This window comes from Streptomyces finlayi, assembly GCF_014216315.1.
In the GTDB taxonomy this organism is placed as follows: domain Bacteria; phylum Actinomycetota; class Actinomycetes; order Streptomycetales; family Streptomycetaceae; genus Streptomyces; species Streptomyces finlayi_A.
Window position 1 is genome coordinate 17408 of the sequence record NZ_CP045702.1, and the last position, 16921, is coordinate 34328.

The following is a 16921-nucleotide window of genomic DNA, read 5'->3' on the forward strand; positions in this document are numbered from 1 at the left end:
AGCAGCAACAACACACCCAGACCCCGCTGTCTCCCACCCCACCGTCCCAAAACCGAGAGATCGCAGCCGACCTTCGCCCATCATCTCGGGGAGCCGGGGTGGTCCGGCGGTTCACCCAGCAGGGCGCCACCGGCGCGTATCTGCGGGTGATCGAACCGGGCGCTGTGCGCTCCGGGGACCCTGTCGAGATCGTTCACCGGCCCGACACGAGGTCACCGCCGCCCTGCAGTTCGGGGCCTGACGGCCCAACGCACCCTGTTCCGCGCTGCTGGCTGCCGGGGAGGCGCAGGCGCTGCACCCCGAGGCGCTGCGCAAGGCGCAGGATTACGCCACGCGGCAGGGCTGAGAGCGGGCGGCCGTTCCGTGCAGGGGAAGCGGCGGGTCCGGTCCCGTGACGTGGCGTCATCCGTTGCGAGGTCCCGGGGCACTGCGGCGGGAACTGGATCGGTGCGCGGCGCGTCCACCACCAGTGACCGATGCCCGAGGAGAAGTCTTCGAGCCGAGTGACGTCTCAGGGGGAAGACCATGCCCGACCCGCAGCAGCCCTGGTACGCCCAGGGCCCGCCGCACCAGCCCGTTCCCGGCAACCCATATGCCTCGGAGGGCGGGCCCCAGGGGTTCGGGCCGCCGACCGTACCCACACCTCCGCCGCGTCACCGGTTCGGCCGGGGGCCGGTCGTCGCCGCGGTCGTCGCGCTGGTGCTGGTGGTCGTGGCGGGAGGGGCGTACGCGCTCTCCGACCATTGGCGGGACGAGCCCGCGAAGCCCGTGGCGAAGGAGTCGCCCGGCCCCTCCGGATCGGCGTCCCCGTCCGGCTCCCCCGCGGCAGGCGGCCCGGAGCTGAGCCACATTCCGACGACGAAGGAGGTCGCCGCCGCCCGGAAACCGGGCGAGTCGGCGGCGTGGATCGTCGACGACAAGACCGACCTGCCCAAGCAGATCAACAAGGTCCACGACCTGTGGATCGTCGGTGACACCGCCGTCCAGGCCCTGCACCGGAAGGTCACGGCCTACCGGCTCTCGGACGGCGCCGAGGTCTGGAACGTGACGCTGCCCTCCTCCGTGTGCGAGACACCGGCCAACCCGACGCCCGACGGCAGGGTCGTGGTCTTCCACCACGAGAGGCCGGACAACAATCGGGGCAACCAGTGCAACCAGATGCGGATGATCGATCTGAAGACCGGGGAGCAGGGATGGCGCAAAGAGCTCGACGAGCCCGGTGACCGGGACAACACGTTCATCGTCAACAGCGCCATCAGCGGCGACACCCTGGCCGTCGCCCGGAACATGGTGGCCATCACCTACCGGATGGACGACGGGAGCAAGCTCTACGAGATCCCCCGGGAGAACAAGAACAAGTGCGTCCCCGATGACGTGGCGGGCGGCGTTGCCCGGCTGCTGGTCAGCTCCGACTGCATGATCGCCATCGACCGGAGCAAGAACTACGGCCAGGTGCGCGAGCTCGACCCGCGTTCCGGAAAGGTCCTGTGGCGCTACCGGATGAAGACCGGCTGGAGCTTCGGCAGTCTGATCTCCATGGACCCGGTCGTCTTCACCACCTACAACAACGAGGACAGCGCGAGCGACTGGCGGATAACGGTCCTGGACCCCGGAGGCAAGCACCGCACCACCTTCGACGCCCGGGACAAGGGCTTCGAGCAGTGCGCCGGAGACGCAGGCGGAAACATCCAGCCCTGCCGGGGCTCCGGCGTCGGAAAGGGCCTCATCATGCTGGGTGCCACCGACCAGGTCGGCGCGTACGACCTGAAGACCGGGAAGTTCCTGTGGGGCGTCAAGTCCGATGAGCTGCGCAGGCTGTATCCGCTCCGCGCGGAGGACGGCAAGTCGATGCTCATCTACGAGGGTGCCACTTCGAGCCGCCCCGGCCGGACCTTCGTCATGGGCCCGCGCGGTGCCGGCACGGAGAAGGACGTCGTGAAGCACCCGGTGGCGACCGCCCCGTACGAGTACGAGATGTCCATGGGGCACACGGCATACGTCGACGGAAGGCTCGTCCTGACGTCGACGATCGTGAGCGGGGACGAGAAGCGGAAGCCCTGGCGGGAGGCCCGCATACTGTCCTTCGCCCCTGCCGCACCCTGACCGCCCCGCGGCACCCTGACGGGAAGTAAGGGGCCGCCCCGGCCCGGCCATAGGGACCCGGTCGGGGGTCGCTCAAGGGTCTGCTGCATAGCCGGCAGGCGGTCGGCCGGAATGGGGTCTGTACAGCGACACCCTCGCCCACACACGACCACTGACCAGCCCCAAGAACCCCGCTCAGAACGATCAGCACCGACTCTTACCAACACCAAACCGAGAGATCGCACCTCCGTGTGTCGGGCGTCCCCAGTCCCGGACGGGGGATGGAGATCGAGGTGTACGCCGCCGCCGGACGCCCACAGCTTCATCCCACCGGCTCGCAGCACGTGTCGCCGCGGACAAACGAGCAGCAGATGCGTGATGCGGCGACTGCCGCGAAGCTGGGGGTATGACTGATCCACTCGTGCCTCCCGAGGAGACACCGCCTGCCGAAGGCTCCACTGCTGAGGCGCACGAAGAACGTGCCGACGGCGGCCTGTGGGAACATCCGGGCATCTGGGTGTGGCTGATCATCATCGGCGCCGTCATCGTCGCCGCGTTCTTCATCGCCCGCATGATCTCGTTGTGACCTGGGCAGCACCGAGCTGCGCCGGCCCCGCTGGAACCACCGGATGCCTCATCGCGGCGAGTTGCCCGGGACACCCCGGGGCTGGCCGTCAGCCGGGTACGTCGTCCGAACGCGTCGAGCCGATCCGCGCGTCGTGGCCCATGCGGGCGCGGGTGCCGATGACGATGCCGTCGGAGGTCGCGGCCGTATGTCGTGCCTTCGCCCGGATCTGCGGTCGCCATTGATTCACCTCGCGCTCCAGGCGCGGGCGCGCGGCGAGATCCGGTCGTGCTCCCGATCCCAGCGTGACGGCCCGCCGCTCGGGCACCGGCGACGCATCCCCTCAGTTGGCCTCGCAACCGATGCCGTCACCATCGCGGTCGAGGTTGTGCGGGTCGGACGGGCCGACCCAAACGGGACCGGAAAGGTCCTCGCAGTCGACGTCGGGCTCACCCGCGGGCGGACCGGGCGGGTAGGTGCTCTCGGATTCGTCCGGCGGCGCCGGAGCCTCGACGAGGCGTATGGCGGCGTCAACGATGATCCCGCCCCTGACTGTGTAAGTACCCTCGTACGACTGCTGGGTCCCATCCGGCCGCAGTACATCGATCGTGACAGTCACGCTCCCTCCCGTGACATCAAGAATGTGAACGGTGTCGCGTTCAACATCGGCGAACCCCGCTGCGAAGGACGAGTAGGAAGGGTCGCCGAGGTTCTTGCCCCCGAGGTCCCACGCCCGTCGGTAGTCGCGCGCGTTGATGGCATCGAAGTACGCCTCGACGGTGGAGGCTGCGCCGGTGGGGGCGGGCGGCTCCGGCGTGGTCGGGGCTGGGGGCGGAGGCGGGGTGGGAGTGGCCTTGGGCGGTGCCGGGGAGGGCGTTGGCTCAGGGGTGAGGGCCTGGGTCTCGGTCCGGGTCTGCGTCCGAGTGACCGTCGGAGTGGCCCCCTGCGGCGTCTCGTCGCCCTCGGAGCCACAGCCACTGAGCCCTGCCACGGCAACGGCCGCCGCCAGCAGGAAGGCCGAGCCCGAGCAGAGGACGCGGCTCATAGGCATCACCTCACGGAGAGGGTCCCGCATTCACTCCAGTGTGCGCCGACGGTTTGGGCCGCGCCTGTGGAACCACGCGTCCCGAGGCGGTCGGTGTTTCACCTCGTACCGCGGCAGAGCCGCATCCGGCCGCTGGAAACGTGAGCGCCGCCTGGCAGCGATGTTCGCCGGCCTGGGACCGCAGGCGGTCGCAGCGGACCGGGCGGATGCGGCTGATGTCACCGTTGTACTTGATCAGGCCGGCGGCCATGGCGGCGACGCCCTCCGGCTCGCCGCCGAAGGCTGGGACGTCACGGCTGTCGACGTTTCACAAACCGCCCTCGGCCGCGTGAGCGCGGGCGCCGCGGCCACCGGCGTCACCAACCGGGTCCACACCTGGCGACACGACCTGGCCGCGACCTTCCCCGACGGCGCCTACGACCTGGTCACCGCCACCTACTTCCACACCCTGATCGCCATCTCCCGCGCACACGTACTGCGCCGGGCCGCCCAGGCCGTAGCTCCCGGCGGGCTGCTGATCGTGATCGAACACGCCTCCCTGGGCCCCTGGTCCTGGCGGACCGGCCAGGACATCCAGTTCCCCACCCTCGACGAGGTCATCGCCTCGCTGCAGCTGAAAGACGCTGGCACGTCGAACGAGGCCACGCTCCCCAGCGCACCGCCACCGGCCCTCAGGGGCAGACGGCGACCGTCCCCGGACCCCGCGCCACCGGACGTGCAAGGTTTAGCCGACCGTGAGGGAGCGCGAACCCCATCGTTTCGGGCGTCCTGGGCCGCAGCAGGGCCCGAAGCGGGGCTTCTTGGGTCAGGAGTGACGGGATTCGGCGCCCTTGCGGGGCAGGGCTGCCTCGCTCGGCCCGCCGACGTGGGCGAGGAGAGCCAGGGCCGTCGCGGACGGGGACCCCTGGGCGGCCGTGGCGATCACCACGGCCGGTCCGCTTCCTCGCGGACTCTGGAGTGTCTGCTGGGTGACGGTCAGGTTCCCGACCGCGGGGTGGTGTATCTCGTAGTCGGCGGCATCGCAGGCCAGGATCCGGTGATCGGCCCACATGGTGGCAAACTCCGGGCTGCGGATGATCAGCTCGCCGACGAGCCCGGCCAGCAGAGGATCCTCCGGGTACCGGCCGGCGGTGAGGCGCAGGTTGCCGACCACGGCCTTGGCCTTGGCGGGCCAATCGGTATAGAGGTCGCGGGTGTGAGCGTCGAGGAACACCAGTTTGGCCATGTTCGGCCGACAGCCCGGTTCAGCGGGGCTGCCCCGGTCGAGATGGCCGGCAAACAACGCGTGACCCTGCGTGTTCCAGGCCAGAACGTCACTGCGGCGGCCCATGACGATGGCGGGGGTGCCTTCGAGTGCGGCGAGCAGCGCGCCGTGAGCCGGGGTGACGCGCTCGGGACGGGGCCGGGGTGCGGCTTTGCCCCGCTTCGGTGCACGGGCGAGTTCGTACAGATGGGCCCGCTCGGACTCATCCAGGCATAGGGCGGTCGCGATGGCATCGAGTACCTCGCGCGAGGCGTTGCGTGACTGGCCCTGCTCGAGCCGGGTGTAGTACGGCGCGCTGATGCCCGCGAGCATCGCCAGCTCCTCCCTCCGCAGCCCCGGCACCCGGCGCCGCTCGCCGTAGGTCTGCAGCCCCACATCCTCGGGACGCAGAAGGCCCCGGCGTGCCTTGAGGAATGCGGCGAGCTGCCCGTGCTTGTCCATGAACCGAGTATGCGCGGCAGATCCTGAGCCGCGCCTCACCCTGCTGGGGTACGGATCCGCAGGGTCTGGCTGCTCCCCGCACCGGCCCTCATGATGAGGCCCACACCCCCCTTCTGTCGTCTTCATCTGTTGGGATGCCCTGTGAGCACTACGACGTTCGAGAGCACCGCCCCCAACCGGCGAGATCCGCTGGCCGGCCTCGATCTGACACCCTTCACCTTCACCAGGCGGTGCTGGGTCGACTCGACGCCGGACTCCGTGTATCAGCTGATCAGCGACGTGTCCCTGATCGAGACGTGGAGCCCTAGCGCCAGCGCCGTGAGCTATGAGCCGGGAGACGGCCCATGGGTCGGCGCACGGTTCAGCGGACGCAACCGCCGTGACGGGCGCGAATGGGTCACCCACTCCGAGGTGGTCCAGGCTGATCCAGGTTCCGCGTTCGCCTTCGTCGTCGGCGGAGCCGAGCAAGGCATCGTTCGCTGGAACTGGCACCTCTACGAGCAGGGCGTTGGCAGCATCGTCCAGCAGTCCTGGCGCCTGTTGCGCACCGACCCGCTCCTGGGCAACGCACCCGCGGACCTCCATGCTTTGCGGGACCACATGGCAAGCAGTGCGGAGGCCACCCTGCTGTCCCTGGCGGAGTGGATCGCGCGACACCGCACTCAGCGGTAGCCGCCCCGGTCCAGGTGGCGCGAGACTGTGAGGACGATACGGGTTCACCGCGCGACCCAGCGGCCGCCGCACTCACCGGCGAAGGCTCCCTCCCTGCCCGCAGGGTCCAGATCCATTGCCGGTGAACTGGGACCCAGTCATCTGCCGCTCGGCCCGTCCAGACGACCACCCGCAAGACCTGATTCGGGGCCGGCGCTGATGAATGGACGACACCGTAGTCATCCCCGTGCACGCCCGGCTGGGAATACGGATCCCTGTCCACGCCGTCAGTGCCTCGTCGAAGCAGGCGTACGCCTCCTCGTCGAAGAACACACGAACCGGACCTCGGCGACCGGAGGGAACGCGGCCTCGCGGACCGTACGCACAGCGATCCGCGCCCCGCCTCGAGCGGCCAGCCGTAGATGCCCGTCGAGATCGCCGGAAAGGCAACCGTCCGGGCTCCCAGCTCCGAGGCCACCCGCAGGGATTCCCGGTAGCAGGAGGCCAGCAACACGGAACAATCCCCCGTACGCGACCAGACCGGGCCCACCGTGTGGACGACGTGCTCCGCGTGCAGCCGGCCGGCCGTCGTCGCCACCGCCTGCCCGGTCGGCAGTCCCTTGCCGTAGTGCGAGGCCCGCAGGTCGCGGCAGGCGGCAAGGATCTCGGGTCCACCGCGCCGGTGGATCGCGCCGTCCACCCCACCACCACCGAGAAGGAAAGGAGTTGGCGGCGTTGACCAGGACGTCGGCGTGCTGCTCGGTGATGTCCCCGCGTACAAGGGTGAACGCCGGCCGTGCCGTCATACCAACAGAAGCGCAGCCGCCGCACGAAGGGCACTGACGGCGGCAAAGTCGGAGCAGATCGACCGGGATCACATCTGGGCGTGGAACCACTTGGAGGGCGTCCGGAAGGGTGAGAGGCCACCGAACCGGAGCCCAGCGACGCGCTCCGACCGGGAAGAGGCACGCACGCTGGAGTGGGCACACCACCTGTACGACGGACTTGTCCGATTCTTCGGCGGGACGGCCGGCGAAGGTCACGCCGTCCCGGTCCGGCAGGTCTGATTCCAAACCGCACCTCCGGTGTCCCCGTCGCTGCCCGACGAGTGACTACGTGACCGAGCGGGTGTTGACAGCCCCGCGACCCGGTCAGACCGGATCACGCGACACCCTCCATGCCGGACCGGGACCGTTCAGCTGCCGGGGCAGGACCGAGCACATCGGCGAGTCCCTCCGTGGGCAGCACCATGCTGACCGTGGCCGAACTGTTGACGCACAGGCTGCAGCCCGGAGGAATCCGGGCGAGCAGGTCCGCGACCGGCAGCCGTTCGAACCCCAGCTGTCCGACGGCCCGGAGAAAGCGGGGGGAAGTGTAGACAGGCACCACCGCCGTTCCGTCGGGCGCCGACGCGCTCACCGGCTCACCCTGCGCCGTGAGCAGAACCGCGACCTCGGCCCGAGCCAGGGCTGCGGTGACGTCCTCCGCCCGGCCGTACCCGGTGGTGGCGAGCTGGATCGCGCGGTCCACGTCGTCGGCCGGCTCGGGCCACCCCATCGCCTCGGGCGACGGTTTGTAGTCCTCGTTGTCCTCCCACTCGACGATCTCGCCCTCGGAGTCGGAGCGCCACTGGCCGACAACGGCCCACGCCGGCGGCGGGCCCTCCCCCTGCCAGGCGGGATCGGCCAGGTAGAGCCAGTGGTCGGGTGCCAGCCTGGCGGCCCGGACGAACTCCTCGGGTGGTACGGGGTTTCGGGGGGCGGCGGGGCTTTCGGCTCCGGTCTCGCTCATCTCGTCCTCACTTACTGGTACCAGGGTTGGTGCTGGGCCTGCCCGGTCGGGTTCACCCGGAACGGATTCACCCGGAACGGATTCACCCGTCATATCCGCCCACCATGCCCGCAGACCGTCCACCGGAACGGGCAGGACAACGGGGCGAGCTACTGAGGAACAACACGTCCCGGCCGGGACAACCGGTCGAGGAGGTAGGAGCGACACCGTCACATACACAGGCAACCAGTTCACCGACTCCTACGTCGACACCAGGAAAACGGGCATCGCGAGCGCACCACCAACTGCCCGCGTCCACACCGGCTCCCCGTCCTCGGCCACACGGACAGCTACCGTTCCTGCCTCCGCGAGCACCTCTGCCACGCCCACGGACCACACCGTAACCGGAGGCAGTGCCGGGAACGATTCGAGCACCAGGCCGGCGGCGGGATTCGCCGGTCCTGCGAAGTCCGCGTCCACGACGGACGATCCGCCGCTTCCGGCAACCGGTGCAACCGGTGCAACCGGTGCAACCGGTGCAACCGGTGCAACCGGTGCAACCGGTGCAACGTGCGGGTTGTCGATGTACGGTCCGAGCGGAACTCCGTACTCCATCGGCTGCGCACCGCGGATGTACCGGCAGTCGATGCCCCCGGGGAAGAGCACTTCCCCCTGGTCGGGGAAAGGAGAGGCGAGGCCCAGGGTGGCGTTCACGTCGATGCCGCCGGGGACCTGAATGTCGTAGCGCCAGCGGCAGCGGCAGTAAGGGAGGGGGCGCCCATCGGGTTCGCCCGGGCGCTGTCGCGCACGTAACCGCGGTTGGCGGTCGCGCTCGCGCTCGCGAAGACGGTGTACGGCACAAGGGCGCTGCCGCCGTAGACGTGGTCGACGAGGTGCACCATGTCGGGGCCGTACGGCTTGAGCCCTTCGCCGAAGACCTGCTCGGGCCCGTCGGGGCTGAAGCGGAACAGCGGGCCGTCCGGGGTCGCGCCACAGTGCCTCGGGGAGCGTGTTGCCTGCCAGCGCGGCCGGGTCCGCGGCGGTCGAGGCCGGGTCGACGGGCGGGGTAGGGCTCACCGGTCCGGTGGCGGACCAGCCGACCGGTACGGGTGCGGGGCCCTGCTCGTCGCCGGTGAGCGGGGCCGTCAGCAGGCGGGAGGAGGCAACGAGTCCGCGGCCGGGCAGATACCAGTCCCAGGCCGGACCGTTGCAGTGCACCCGCCCGGCCATGTCGGTGACACCGCCGGCGGACGGGCCGTCGGGGTTGTACTCACCGCGCAGTCCGAGCGACGGTATCTCGGCCACGGACACGTGGAAGTCGGGATCGGCCTGGCCGTAGCCCCACACCATGTGGCGATCGACGGAAGCAGCCACCAGGAAGGCTGCTCTGCTCGCGCCCAAGGCCCCGCGCCTGGACCGCATCCTGAAGAAGATCGCCAGGCGGGGCGGGGAAGTCGTCCTGGTCGACGGCACCCTCGTACCCACCCAGCGCCGCACCGGAAAAGCGAACCGGCCGAACTACTCCGGCAAACACCACACCCATGGCCTGCACTTCCTCGCCCTCACCGACGAACGCGGACGTCTGATCTGGATCTCCGCGGCCCGGCCCGGCCGCACCCACGACATCACCGCCGCCCGCCGAGAACAACTCCTGACCCACCTCCGCGACGTCGGCCTCGGCGCCCTGGCCGACCTCGGCTTCCTCGGCCTGGACGACGATTCGGACGACCCCGTGGTCGTCACCGGCTTCAAGGCCACCCGCTATCGCAAGCTCACCACCTGCGAAAAGGACGCCAACCGGGTTCTGGCCGCCGGACGCGCACCCGTCGAACACGGCTTCGCACGCCTCAAGAACTGGCGCACGCTCACCAAGCTCCGCACCGACCCCGCCCGCGCCACCCAGCTCCTGCGCGCATTGCTCGTCCTGACGAACCTCGAAGTCCACCGCTGACAAGTGACAGATGATCTTCAACGCAGACTGCCGCCCTCGACCAGCACGAGCACGAGCACCCAGACCGAACCCCACGGAAGGGCACCTGACCCCACTAGCCCGCGCGTTTCGGCTGCGGCCGTTCCCGGATCATGAGGCACAAGTGCGCTGCGCGGGCCGGCGGCCGCGGGTCCGGGATTCTCGGATGCGTCACATGCTCATCCGCAGGAACAAACTCGTCTCAGGGCTCCGCAGCTGGAACCCCTACCGTCAATCCATGGGATAGAAGCGGCGTTCCGACGTGTCCTGTCCAGAGAGCTGGATTGGCTCCTGGAGGGTGTTGATGGGGAAATCGACCGGCACTGGAAGATCAGCGTAGGGTACTGAAACTTTCCCTGATCTCGTCGACGAAGAGGTCAGGCTGTTCCAGAGCCGCGAAGTGGCCACCCCTGTCGGGCTCGTTGAAGTGAACGACGTTGCTGTAGCGGCGTTCCACCCAGCGCCGTGACTTCCGCATGGGTTCGGAGGGGAACATGCTGAACCCCGTCGGCACGGTGATGGGGTCGTCGATCGTTGCCGGCGGCCACCACCCGGTCTGCATCATCTCCCAGTACATCCTGGCCGCGGATGTACCGGTGTTGGGCAGCCAGTAGAGCATGATGGCGTCGATGATCTCGTCGAGCGGCATGGACGCTTCGGCGTTGCCCGGTGTTTCGCCGATGTCCTGGATCAGGGCGTAGATCCAGGCAGCCAGTCCGGTCGGAGAGTCCGCGAGGGAGTAGCCGACGGTCTGCGGGCTGTTGGACTGCATCCCAAGGTAGCTCGTCTTCGTTTCCCAGAAGGCTGCCGCGCGTCCCAGCATTGCCTTCTCGTCCGGGGTGGCATCGGCGATTTCTTCGGGGGTCGGCTGGAACATGGTGAAGTTGAGGTGGAGCCCGACGCAGCCGGGCGGTGCCTTGTGGCCGATCTCGTCGGTGACCGCGGCGCCGAGGTCTCCGCCCTGGGCGCCCCAGCGCCGGTATCCCAGGCGGTCCATCAGGGTGATCCAGGCGTCGGCGATACGGGGGTATCCCCAGCCGGACTCGGCCGGCTTTTCGGAGAAGCCGAACCCCGGCAGCGCCGGGATGACGAGGTGGAAGGCGTGACGCGGGTCGCCTCCATGGGCAGCGGGGTTGGTCAGTGGGCCGATTATCTTGCGGAACTCCAGTACCGAGCCCGGCCACCCGTGGGTCATGACCAACGGGAGTGCGTCCGGTTCCGGTGAGCGAATGTGAAGGAAATGGATGTCGAGGCCGTCGATGGTGGTCGTGAACTGGCCGAAGTCGTTCAGGGTCTTCTCTGCGGCCCTCCAGTCGTAGCCCGCGCGCCAGTAGTCACAGAGTGCCTGGATTTTCGCGAGCTGCAGTCCCTGGGTGGTGTCGGGGACGGTCTCTCGTTCGGGCCACCGGACACGGGAGAGCCTGTCACGCAGGTCGGTCAGCTGTTCCTCGGGCACGGACAGGTTGAAGGGGCGGATCTGTTCGGACACTGGTGTTCTCCCTTGATCGGGCATCGTTGACGAACCCCGTCTCGTTTCGGTGTGAGAGGGGCCGTGGTGGGTGTCGGGGCTCGAGCCGTGGGTACGGCCTTGGTTACCGGCGACGGCGTCCCGGCTGGGCACGGGTGAGCGGCGCGTCGAACGGGGCGGACAACGGCCGGGTGCGGCCGAGGCGCAGAAAACGGGGACGGGGAGCGTGCGTGTCCCGTCCGGCCGCGGTGACGGCGTACATCAGGCGCGACGGCAGGCTACCCTCGCGTGGGTTTCGCCCCTGACTGCTCGTCGGCGACGATGCCCGGTGCGGCGTCGATGAGGTCTTCCAGCCAGCTGACCTCCGCACGGAGACGGTATTCCGTGTGGCTCAGCGCCCACTTCTCGCTCACTGACACATGCTCCAGGGCGTCCGCGTTCACCCTCTTCGTCTGTTCGAGCAGGTCGCGCACCGCCGCCAGGCGCTCCGAGAGGACCTCTGGCAGCTCGGTCAGTGTGTCCGGGTCGACGCGGGTCAGCGCCAGATCGAAGGGATCGAATTTCACCCAGATGTCCCGCAGGCCCCGGTGGCGAAGCTCGGCAAGGACGTCACGTCCCGCCGCGGTGATGGCGTAGATCTGGCGCGCCGGTCGATTGCCGTCCCGTTCGCTGCGCACTTCTTCGAGCAGGCCCTCGCCGACGAGGCGTTTGATGGCGCCGTACACGCTGCCCACGGAGATGTCGGTCCACAGGTGGACGTACTCCTGCTCGGCTTGTGCGCGCACCTGGTGACCGTGCATTTCGCCATGCGTGGCGAAGGAAGACAGGATGAACAGCCGGATCGAGGACATGCGATTACTCTTGCATGAGTACTCGCGTGCGTCAATCGAGGAGGAGGTGTCCGACCATGCGTCAGGGCTCGCCGTTTCGGTTGCAATGAGACTGGGAACGTGTCTTCTGTGGTGAATCGGACGAGCTGTTCGTGTCAGCAGAAGGCGACAGCGAGGCGAAACCGCCCCGCCAGATGATTCACAGCTCAAACTGCCGCCCACGACCAGCACGAGCACCCCGGACGGACGTCACGGAAGCCCCGCTGAACAGCGACTTTCAAGATGGCGCACGCTCACGGATTTGATGCGCACGGTGCGCACCCCGCACCGGCCGGTGCGGGGTGCGCATCGAGGGCCCGGCCGAAGCCGACGGCTTCCATCTGGCGCAGGACACCGGCGACGGTCTCACCGCACTCCTCCATCGTGAGGACCTGTGCGACGGAGGCGATGATCGCATGGGCGACACCTTCCGCCCCGCCCGCGACCTGCGCCCAGGCGCGCAGGGTGGCCGTGAGTACCCGGCCGACGGCCTTCAGGGCGAAGGAGCCGTCGCACGGCTCCGGGTCGATGCCGCACAGCGCGGTGACCGGGACGACGATCCGTTATGCGACGTCCGCGAGCGGTGCGGGCATCCGCGGATCGGCGTCGGCGAACCCGGCAGCCGCTTCGGTGCCGCCGGCCTCCACAGCCCGGAGGTAGTTGAAGGCGCTGAACACCGCGTCCGGCGCCATCGGGGCGAGCGGCACGGTGGGGTTCTGGCACATGGACGGCTCCTCAACGACGGGCCGCCCCCTTTGATCGCGGCGGCCTCAAGATCGAGTCTCGGAGCGCAGCCCTGTGGACAGAGTCCGAGCACTGACGCTGAGCGGACGCCGTGTGGCCGGGGGCTACGTTTCCCTTGACCGGGTCCGCTACGTGCGACAAACCGCCCTAAATCGAGAGGGGGGAAGTCTCCCTCCCAGCGCGCTGCGCGACGGCCTGGCGAAAAGGTCCTGCCGTCGGCGCGCGCCGCCGAAAGACTCCGGGGATGACCACGCAGCGGCTGCCGTTCCCGGTCCCGGACGAACGCGCCCACCTCTTCGTCGACACCTACGCCGACATGCACGACCTCGTTGAGGACCTGGTCGTGCCCGACGGTGCTCCCGAGGCCGCGGCGACGGTCCTGCGTACGGCCCGCGAGCTGCTGCGCCAGTCGTACTACTGCTACGAGTTCTCCACCGTGGCGGTCCTGCACTCCCTGATCGCGGTGGAGATCGTGCTGCGCGACCGCATCCCGGACGCGGGCAAGAAGCCGCTGCACGGGCTCATCAAGCAAGGCGACGACGCGGGCATCCTGACCGCCCGGCAGGCGGAGTACCTCGACTACGGTCGACAGATCCGCAACGGAATGGCGCACGGCAAGACCACGCACACGGCGATGCCGCCGGCCATGGCCGTGCCGATGGTAACGACCTCGTTCGCGATCGTCTCCGAGCTCTGCACCGCGCCCGCCGGATGATCACAGGTCGGTAACGTCGCCCGGCAAAGCTCGGTGGAGTGTCACACCGTCGACTTCCAGCACACCTCTAGCAAGTGAGGGCACTCCATCCGGAGTCCCGCGCCACCTGCGTGAGGAGCCTTGCCATGACGTACACCAGCGGTGCCCAGCAGCCCGATCCGGAGCCGCGCCCGACCTGGACAAGGGGTGCTGAGCGGCCTCCGGGCGGCCCGGAATCCAGTGCCGTGAACGGTGCCGCGAACGAATCCAACGTCGTGCCCAGCTGCGCAGCAAGGGCTGTGTGATCAACATCAGCTCGGTCGGCGGCAAGTTCGCCATGGCCACATACGGCGCGTACGCCGGCGCGAAGTTCGCCCTGGAGGCGGTCAGCGACTCGCTCTGCCGGGAGGTCGCTCCGCTGGGCGTACAGGTGGTCGTGGTCGAGCCCGGCGGCGTCCGCACGGAGATGGCTGCCCGCGGGGTCGAGACGGCGAACCACCTGGCTGCCCAGATGACGCCGGAGCAGGGCGAGCGCTACGGCAGCCTGGTCCAGGCGAACAACAAGTTGATGGCCTCGGGCACTGCTTCATGCCTGACCGCCGACGCCGCCGCCCAGGTCATCGCGAGGGCCGTGACGACGCGTAGACCGCGCGCCCGCTACACCGCCGGCCGGGATGCCGCCCTGATCATGCGCCTGGGCCCGATGCTGTCCGACCGCACGCTGGACCGCGTCCTCGCCGCCAACCTGCGCCGCCACTACCCGAAGGGAGCCGTTGGCTGACGAGGACTCCACGAACGACTCCGTCCCCTGTGGTGCGGCCACCGGTGAGCTCACAGACGGACAACTTGCCCTCCGGCCCGGGACGAGGACTCTCCCGGCGTCAAGCCGCGGGCTCACTGCACGAGCGTCGCACCGCGGCCAGACCACCGGCCACGGCTTTCATGCGCAAGGCATCCACATCAGGATCTCAGGCTTTGTTTCTCGATGGCGTCCGGGTCCCGGAAGGGCCGCAGGCGACGACGAGCTTACGAACCACGATCAACCACCTACATGCCCAACCTCCAAGTTCTGCTGGGCGTACGAACGATCGAGGTTGGAGCGTTAGGTCTTGGATTTACGGTCCCAGTCGGCGCACGTGATCAGAGTGAGCCGGGGTTCCGTGGTGGGGGCGTAGACCTGATGGCCGGGGAATGCGTTTTTTGTAGACGGCCATGCTGGTGACGGTGAAGGTGGCTGTGATCCTGTTCGCGGCGTGTGACTTTGCCAGCCCATTGCCAGCCCATGGAAGACATCCGGCTGCGCTCCCCCGAACCGGCGCCGCCCGCCGCCGCGGCCCGCTCCGTCCACCCGAAGACGGACACGAAGGCCACCGACATCACGCTGTACGCCTACGCCACAGCGGCCGACGCAGAGGAACTCCTCACTCGCGTCCGTAACACGTCGATGAAGTTCCCCCCTGACCCGTCCAGACGTGACGGACTCCGTCACAACCGAACCCCTGCCGGCGCGCGGGCTGCCGGGCGGCAGGAGTGGCAGTGACATCTCCGGCGGCGGGACTTCCCGCCCGAGTCGGGGCTGGGTGTGAGCCGCAGTCCGGCCCCGGGTACTGTCCGGGGCCGGAGCTACAGGAAGATCGCGCCGGCGGCGGCAGCGTCTCGCGCGCCGGCACGGGGCGGGAAGGGGGAGTAGCTCCGCAGGGTGAACCCCAGGATCGGGGTGACCCAGCCGGCGTGCCAGGAAGACAGCCGATTCCTCGGCCGCGCCAGTCCCGGTCACACTTCCCCGGGGCGACCCCGTCCCCCTGAGACGCCGGTGGAAGCCAAGCACCGGCTGTCAGCGTCAGGCGCAGTACTGCTGCTCCTTGCCGATCGAGCGGTACATGCAGTCCGCGTTCTCGATCAGTTGGAGTACCGCGTCGCGGTTGCGGCTCGTCTCGCGCTCGATAACCTCGTCGGGCGGGTAGAAACCGCCCCCGCCGGCACCACCGGGATACATCTCGAAGGTGTAGCCGAAGATCTTCTGGTTGCCCCACAGCCAGTCGTCGATGGAACCATCGGTGATGTACAGGTCACTCGACTGCTCCGGGGTGTAGCCGTTGCTGGCGGCCATCTTCCGGCCGACGGTGGCGAAAGCGTCGCGGTCGTCCTGGGTCAGGCCCGGCGCCGTGTCGGCGCTCGTGTAGCCGAACGGCCAGAGGATCAGCTCGCTGTACGTGTGGAAGTCGATGCCCGCCCTGATCTGCTGCTTGCCGCCGATCACCCGGGAGCGCACGAAGTCGGCGACGACCTTGACCTCGGGAGCCGACTCGGCCGAGGGGCCGCGGTAGGTCTCCGAGCTCGTCGAGCCCGAGGAGCCGCCGCAGCAGCCCCACTTGAAGTTCCAGTTGCGGTTCATGTCCGTGCCGACGTACGACGAACCGGCGTTGGGCTGCCGGTTCTTGCGCCAGCTGCGGTAGGAGCCTGAGGCGATGTCGTACTCGCCGCCATCCGGGTTGAGGTCCGGCACGATCCAGAGCTCACGGCCGTTGACGGCGTTGGTGATCCGGGAGTCGGAGCCGTAACCCGCGCCCAGCTCGCGCAGCAGGTACAGGGCCATCTCGACGGTGAGGTGCTCGCGTGCGTGCTGGTGGTGAGTGAAGAGGACCTCGGGCTCGTTCTCGTCGGTGGCCACGTTGTCACTGACCTTGATGGCGATGATGTCCCGGCCCTGGTACGTCTTGCCGATGACCCGCTTGCTCATGATGCCCGGGTACTGCTGGAGCCGCTGATTGATCTCCGTGTTCATCTCCGCGTAGTTGTGGTAGCGGGAGTCGGCGGAGGGGAAGTCCATCGGCCGCACGGCCTGTCCGCCGGTCCGGTCGGGCGGCGCGGGCAGCGCCTTCAGGGTGTGGCCGAGCGTCCGCAGGCGGGCGGCCTGCTCGGGGTTGGCGCTGACGACGACCACGTGGCCGTCCGACTCATCGACGGAGACGCCCGCGGCGGTGAGGGCGGTGCGTTCGGCGGCGGTGTCCGGGCCGTGGATCTCGTACTGCCGGATGACCTCCTCGCCTGCCGCGACTGGTGTGGTGGCGGGTGCGGCGGGCGTGCTCGGGGTGGTCGCGGTGGCGGTGAGCGGTACCGCGACGGCGAGCGCCAGTAAGGCCGTGAGGGTGGCGGACCTTCTGCCGCGTATGCGAAATCGCATGCTGTCTCCTGTGTGGGGGTACGAGGGCTTCCCGTGCGACGCATCGTGCAGTGCTGGCATGAACTCGTCAAGAGAGCCACTCGGGCCACGGCCCGCCCTGCGATCCGTAGCCACCGATCACAGCAGGTGGCAAAGGTGTCAGGTCTCTGCCGGGACTTGTGCCCCGCGGACGAAT

Annotated in this window: 15 protein-coding genes and 4 pseudogenes; 9 read left to right on the forward strand and 10 right to left on the reverse strand. The window is 68.9% G+C overall.

The features are described from left to right. Positions 1-69: 69 nt before the first annotated feature. The 3 genes and pseudogenes from F0344_RS35230 to F0344_RS00120 all read left to right on the forward strand — a co-directional run. Positions 70-346, forward strand: a pseudogene (locus F0344_RS35230) (MOSC domain-containing protein); the annotation flags it as partial. Between the two features lie 179 nt (positions 347-525). Continuing rightward, a complete protein-coding gene (locus F0344_RS00115; protein ID WP_185296826.1) occupies positions 526-2103 on the forward strand; it encodes an outer membrane protein assembly factor BamB family protein in 1578 nt (525 codons plus the stop codon). A gap of 385 nt (positions 2104-2488) precedes the next feature. Further along, entirely contained in the window at positions 2489-2668 is a 180-nt protein-coding gene (locus F0344_RS00120) for a DUF6480 family protein (protein WP_185296827.1), read from the forward strand. 97 nt (positions 2669-2765) lie between these two features. Here F0344_RS00120 and F0344_RS00125 read toward each other — a convergent pair. Further along, positions 2766-2936 (reverse strand): annotated as a pseudogene (locus tag F0344_RS00125) (telomere-protecting terminal protein Tpg); the annotation flags it as partial. Between the two features lie 54 nt (positions 2937-2990). After that, entirely contained in the window at positions 2991-3692 is a 702-nt protein-coding gene (locus F0344_RS35235) for an excalibur calcium-binding domain-containing protein (RefSeq protein ID WP_258049533.1), read from the reverse strand. 160 nt (positions 3693-3852) lie between these two features. Between F0344_RS35235 and F0344_RS35240 the strand changes: the two are divergent. Continuing rightward, positions 3853-4170, forward strand: a pseudogene (locus tag F0344_RS35240) (SAM-dependent methyltransferase); the annotation flags it as partial. A gap of 327 nt (positions 4171-4497) precedes the next feature. Here F0344_RS35240 and F0344_RS00140 read toward each other — a convergent pair. After that, positions 4498-5397 (reverse strand): helix-turn-helix domain-containing protein, encoded by a 900-nt coding sequence (locus F0344_RS00140; protein WP_185296828.1) that lies wholly within the window; start codon positions 5395-5397, stop codon positions 4498-4500. Positions 5398-5538: 141 nt separating this feature from the next. Between F0344_RS00140 and F0344_RS00145 the strand changes: the two genes are divergently transcribed. Beyond that, positions 5539-6069 (forward strand): SRPBCC family protein, encoded by a 531-nt coding sequence (locus F0344_RS00145; RefSeq protein WP_258049534.1) that lies wholly within the window; start codon positions 5539-5541, stop codon positions 6067-6069. Positions 6070-6336: 267 nt separating this feature from the next. Here the strand turns inward: F0344_RS00145 and F0344_RS00150 are convergent. The 3 genes and pseudogenes from F0344_RS00150 to F0344_RS00160 form a co-directional block, all read right to left on the reverse strand. Next, positions 6337-6854: pseudogene (locus F0344_RS00150) on the reverse strand (O-acetyl-ADP-ribose deacetylase); the annotation flags it as partial. A gap of 355 nt (positions 6855-7209) precedes the next feature. Beyond that, complete coding sequence (locus tag F0344_RS00155) at positions 7210-7839, reverse strand: type VII secretion system-associated protein (protein ID WP_185296830.1); 630 nt, start codon at positions 7837-7839, stop codon at positions 7210-7212. A gap of 240 nt (positions 7840-8079) precedes the next feature. Next, on the reverse strand, positions 8080-9168 hold the full coding sequence (locus F0344_RS00160) for a scabin-related ADP-ribosyltransferase (RefSeq protein WP_185296831.1): 1089 nt from the start codon (positions 9166-9168) through the stop codon (positions 8080-8082). Here F0344_RS00160 and F0344_RS00165 point away from each other — a divergent pair. Beyond that, positions 9167-9769, forward strand: coding sequence for a transposase family protein (locus F0344_RS00165; RefSeq protein ID WP_258049535.1), 603 nt, complete (start codon positions 9167-9169; stop codon positions 9767-9769). The two genes, F0344_RS00160 and F0344_RS00165, sit on opposite strands and share 2 nt — an antisense overlap. A 349-nt stretch (positions 9770-10118) precedes the next feature. Here the strand turns inward: F0344_RS00165 and F0344_RS00170 are convergent, their stop codons facing one another. From F0344_RS00170 to F0344_RS35245, 3 genes are all read right to left on the reverse strand, one after another. Continuing rightward, the gene (locus tag F0344_RS00170) at positions 10119-11276 is read right to left on the reverse strand and encodes an epoxide hydrolase family protein (protein WP_185296832.1); all 1158 of its coding nucleotides are present in this window, start codon (positions 11274-11276) and stop codon (positions 10119-10121) included. Between the two features lie 257 nt (positions 11277-11533). Beyond that, a complete protein-coding gene (locus tag F0344_RS00175; RefSeq protein ID WP_185296833.1) occupies positions 11534-12106 on the reverse strand; it encodes a PadR family transcriptional regulator in 573 nt (190 codons plus the stop codon). Between the two features lie 581 nt (positions 12107-12687). Then, a complete protein-coding gene (locus tag F0344_RS35245; RefSeq protein ID WP_258049536.1) occupies positions 12688-12849 on the reverse strand; it encodes a hypothetical protein in 162 nt (53 codons plus the stop codon). Positions 12850-13112: 263 nt separating this feature from the next. On the opposite strand from F0344_RS35245, the gene F0344_RS00185 reads away from it, so the two are divergent. The 3 genes from F0344_RS00185 to F0344_RS00195 all read left to right on the forward strand — a co-directional run bounded on the left by F0344_RS00185 (position 13113) and on the right by F0344_RS00195 (position 15102). After that, the gene (locus F0344_RS00185) at positions 13113-13583 is read left to right on the forward strand and encodes a hypothetical protein (protein WP_185296834.1); all 471 of its coding nucleotides are present in this window, start codon (positions 13113-13115) and stop codon (positions 13581-13583) included. A gap of 280 nt (positions 13584-13863) precedes the next feature. Next, positions 13864-14343 (forward strand): SDR family NAD(P)-dependent oxidoreductase, encoded by a 480-nt coding sequence (locus F0344_RS00190; RefSeq protein ID WP_219732091.1) that lies wholly within the window; start codon positions 13864-13866, stop codon positions 14341-14343. 501 nt (positions 14344-14844) lie between these two features. Continuing rightward, positions 14845-15102 carry a hypothetical protein gene (locus tag F0344_RS00195; protein ID WP_185296835.1) on the forward strand — a complete coding sequence of 86 codons (258 nt, stop codon included), beginning with the start codon at positions 14845-14847 and terminating at the stop codon, positions 15100-15102. A gap of 300 nt (positions 15103-15402) precedes the next feature. Here the strand turns inward: F0344_RS00195 and F0344_RS00200 are convergent, their stop codons facing one another. After that, positions 15403-16746 (reverse strand): M14 family metallopeptidase, encoded by a 1344-nt coding sequence (locus F0344_RS00200; protein ID WP_185296836.1) that lies wholly within the window; start codon positions 16744-16746, stop codon positions 15403-15405. Between the last annotated feature and the right edge of the window lie 175 nt (positions 16747-16921).

What these genes read in the sequence shown, in the direction of transcription:
- F0344_RS00115 (WP_185296826.1), top strand. Translation starts at nt 526, where the DNA reads ATGCCCGACCCGCAGCAGCCCTGGTACGCCCAGGGCCCGCCGCACCAG.
- F0344_RS00120 (WP_185296827.1), top strand. Translation starts at nt 2,489, where the DNA reads ATGACTGATCCACTCGTGCCTCCCGAGGAGACACCGCCTGCCGAAGGC.
- F0344_RS35235 (WP_258049533.1), bottom strand. Translation starts at nt 3,692, where the DNA reads ATGAGCCGCGTCCTCTGCTCGGGCTCGGCCTTCCTGCTGGCGGCGGCC.
- F0344_RS00140 (WP_185296828.1), bottom strand. Translation starts at nt 5,397, where the DNA reads ATGGACAAGCACGGGCAGCTCGCCGCATTCCTCAAGGCACGCCGGGGC.
- F0344_RS00155 (WP_185296830.1), bottom strand. Translation starts at nt 7,839, where the DNA reads ATGAGCGAGACCGGAGCCGAAAGCCCCGCCGCCCCCCGAAACCCCGTA.
- F0344_RS00165 (WP_258049535.1), top strand. Translation starts at nt 9,167, where the DNA reads ATGTGGCGATCGACGGAAGCAGCCACCAGGAAGGCTGCTCTGCTCGCG.
- F0344_RS00160 (WP_185296831.1), bottom strand. Translation starts at nt 9,168, where the DNA reads ATGGTGTGGGGCTACGGCCAGGCCGATCCCGACTTCCACGTGTCCGTG.
- F0344_RS00175 (WP_185296833.1), bottom strand. Translation starts at nt 12,106, where the DNA reads ATGTCCTCGATCCGGCTGTTCATCCTGTCTTCCTTCGCCACGCATGGC.
- F0344_RS35245 (WP_258049536.1), bottom strand. Translation starts at nt 12,849, where the DNA reads ATGTGCCAGAACCCCACCGTGCCGCTCGCCCCGATGGCGCCGGACGCG.
- F0344_RS00185 (WP_185296834.1), top strand. Translation starts at nt 13,113, where the DNA reads ATGACCACGCAGCGGCTGCCGTTCCCGGTCCCGGACGAACGCGCCCAC.
- F0344_RS00195 (WP_185296835.1), top strand. Translation starts at nt 14,845, where the DNA reads ATGGAAGACATCCGGCTGCGCTCCCCCGAACCGGCGCCGCCCGCCGCC.
- F0344_RS00200 (WP_185296836.1), bottom strand. Translation starts at nt 16,746, where the DNA reads ATGCGATTTCGCATACGCGGCAGAAGGTCCGCCACCCTCACGGCCTTA.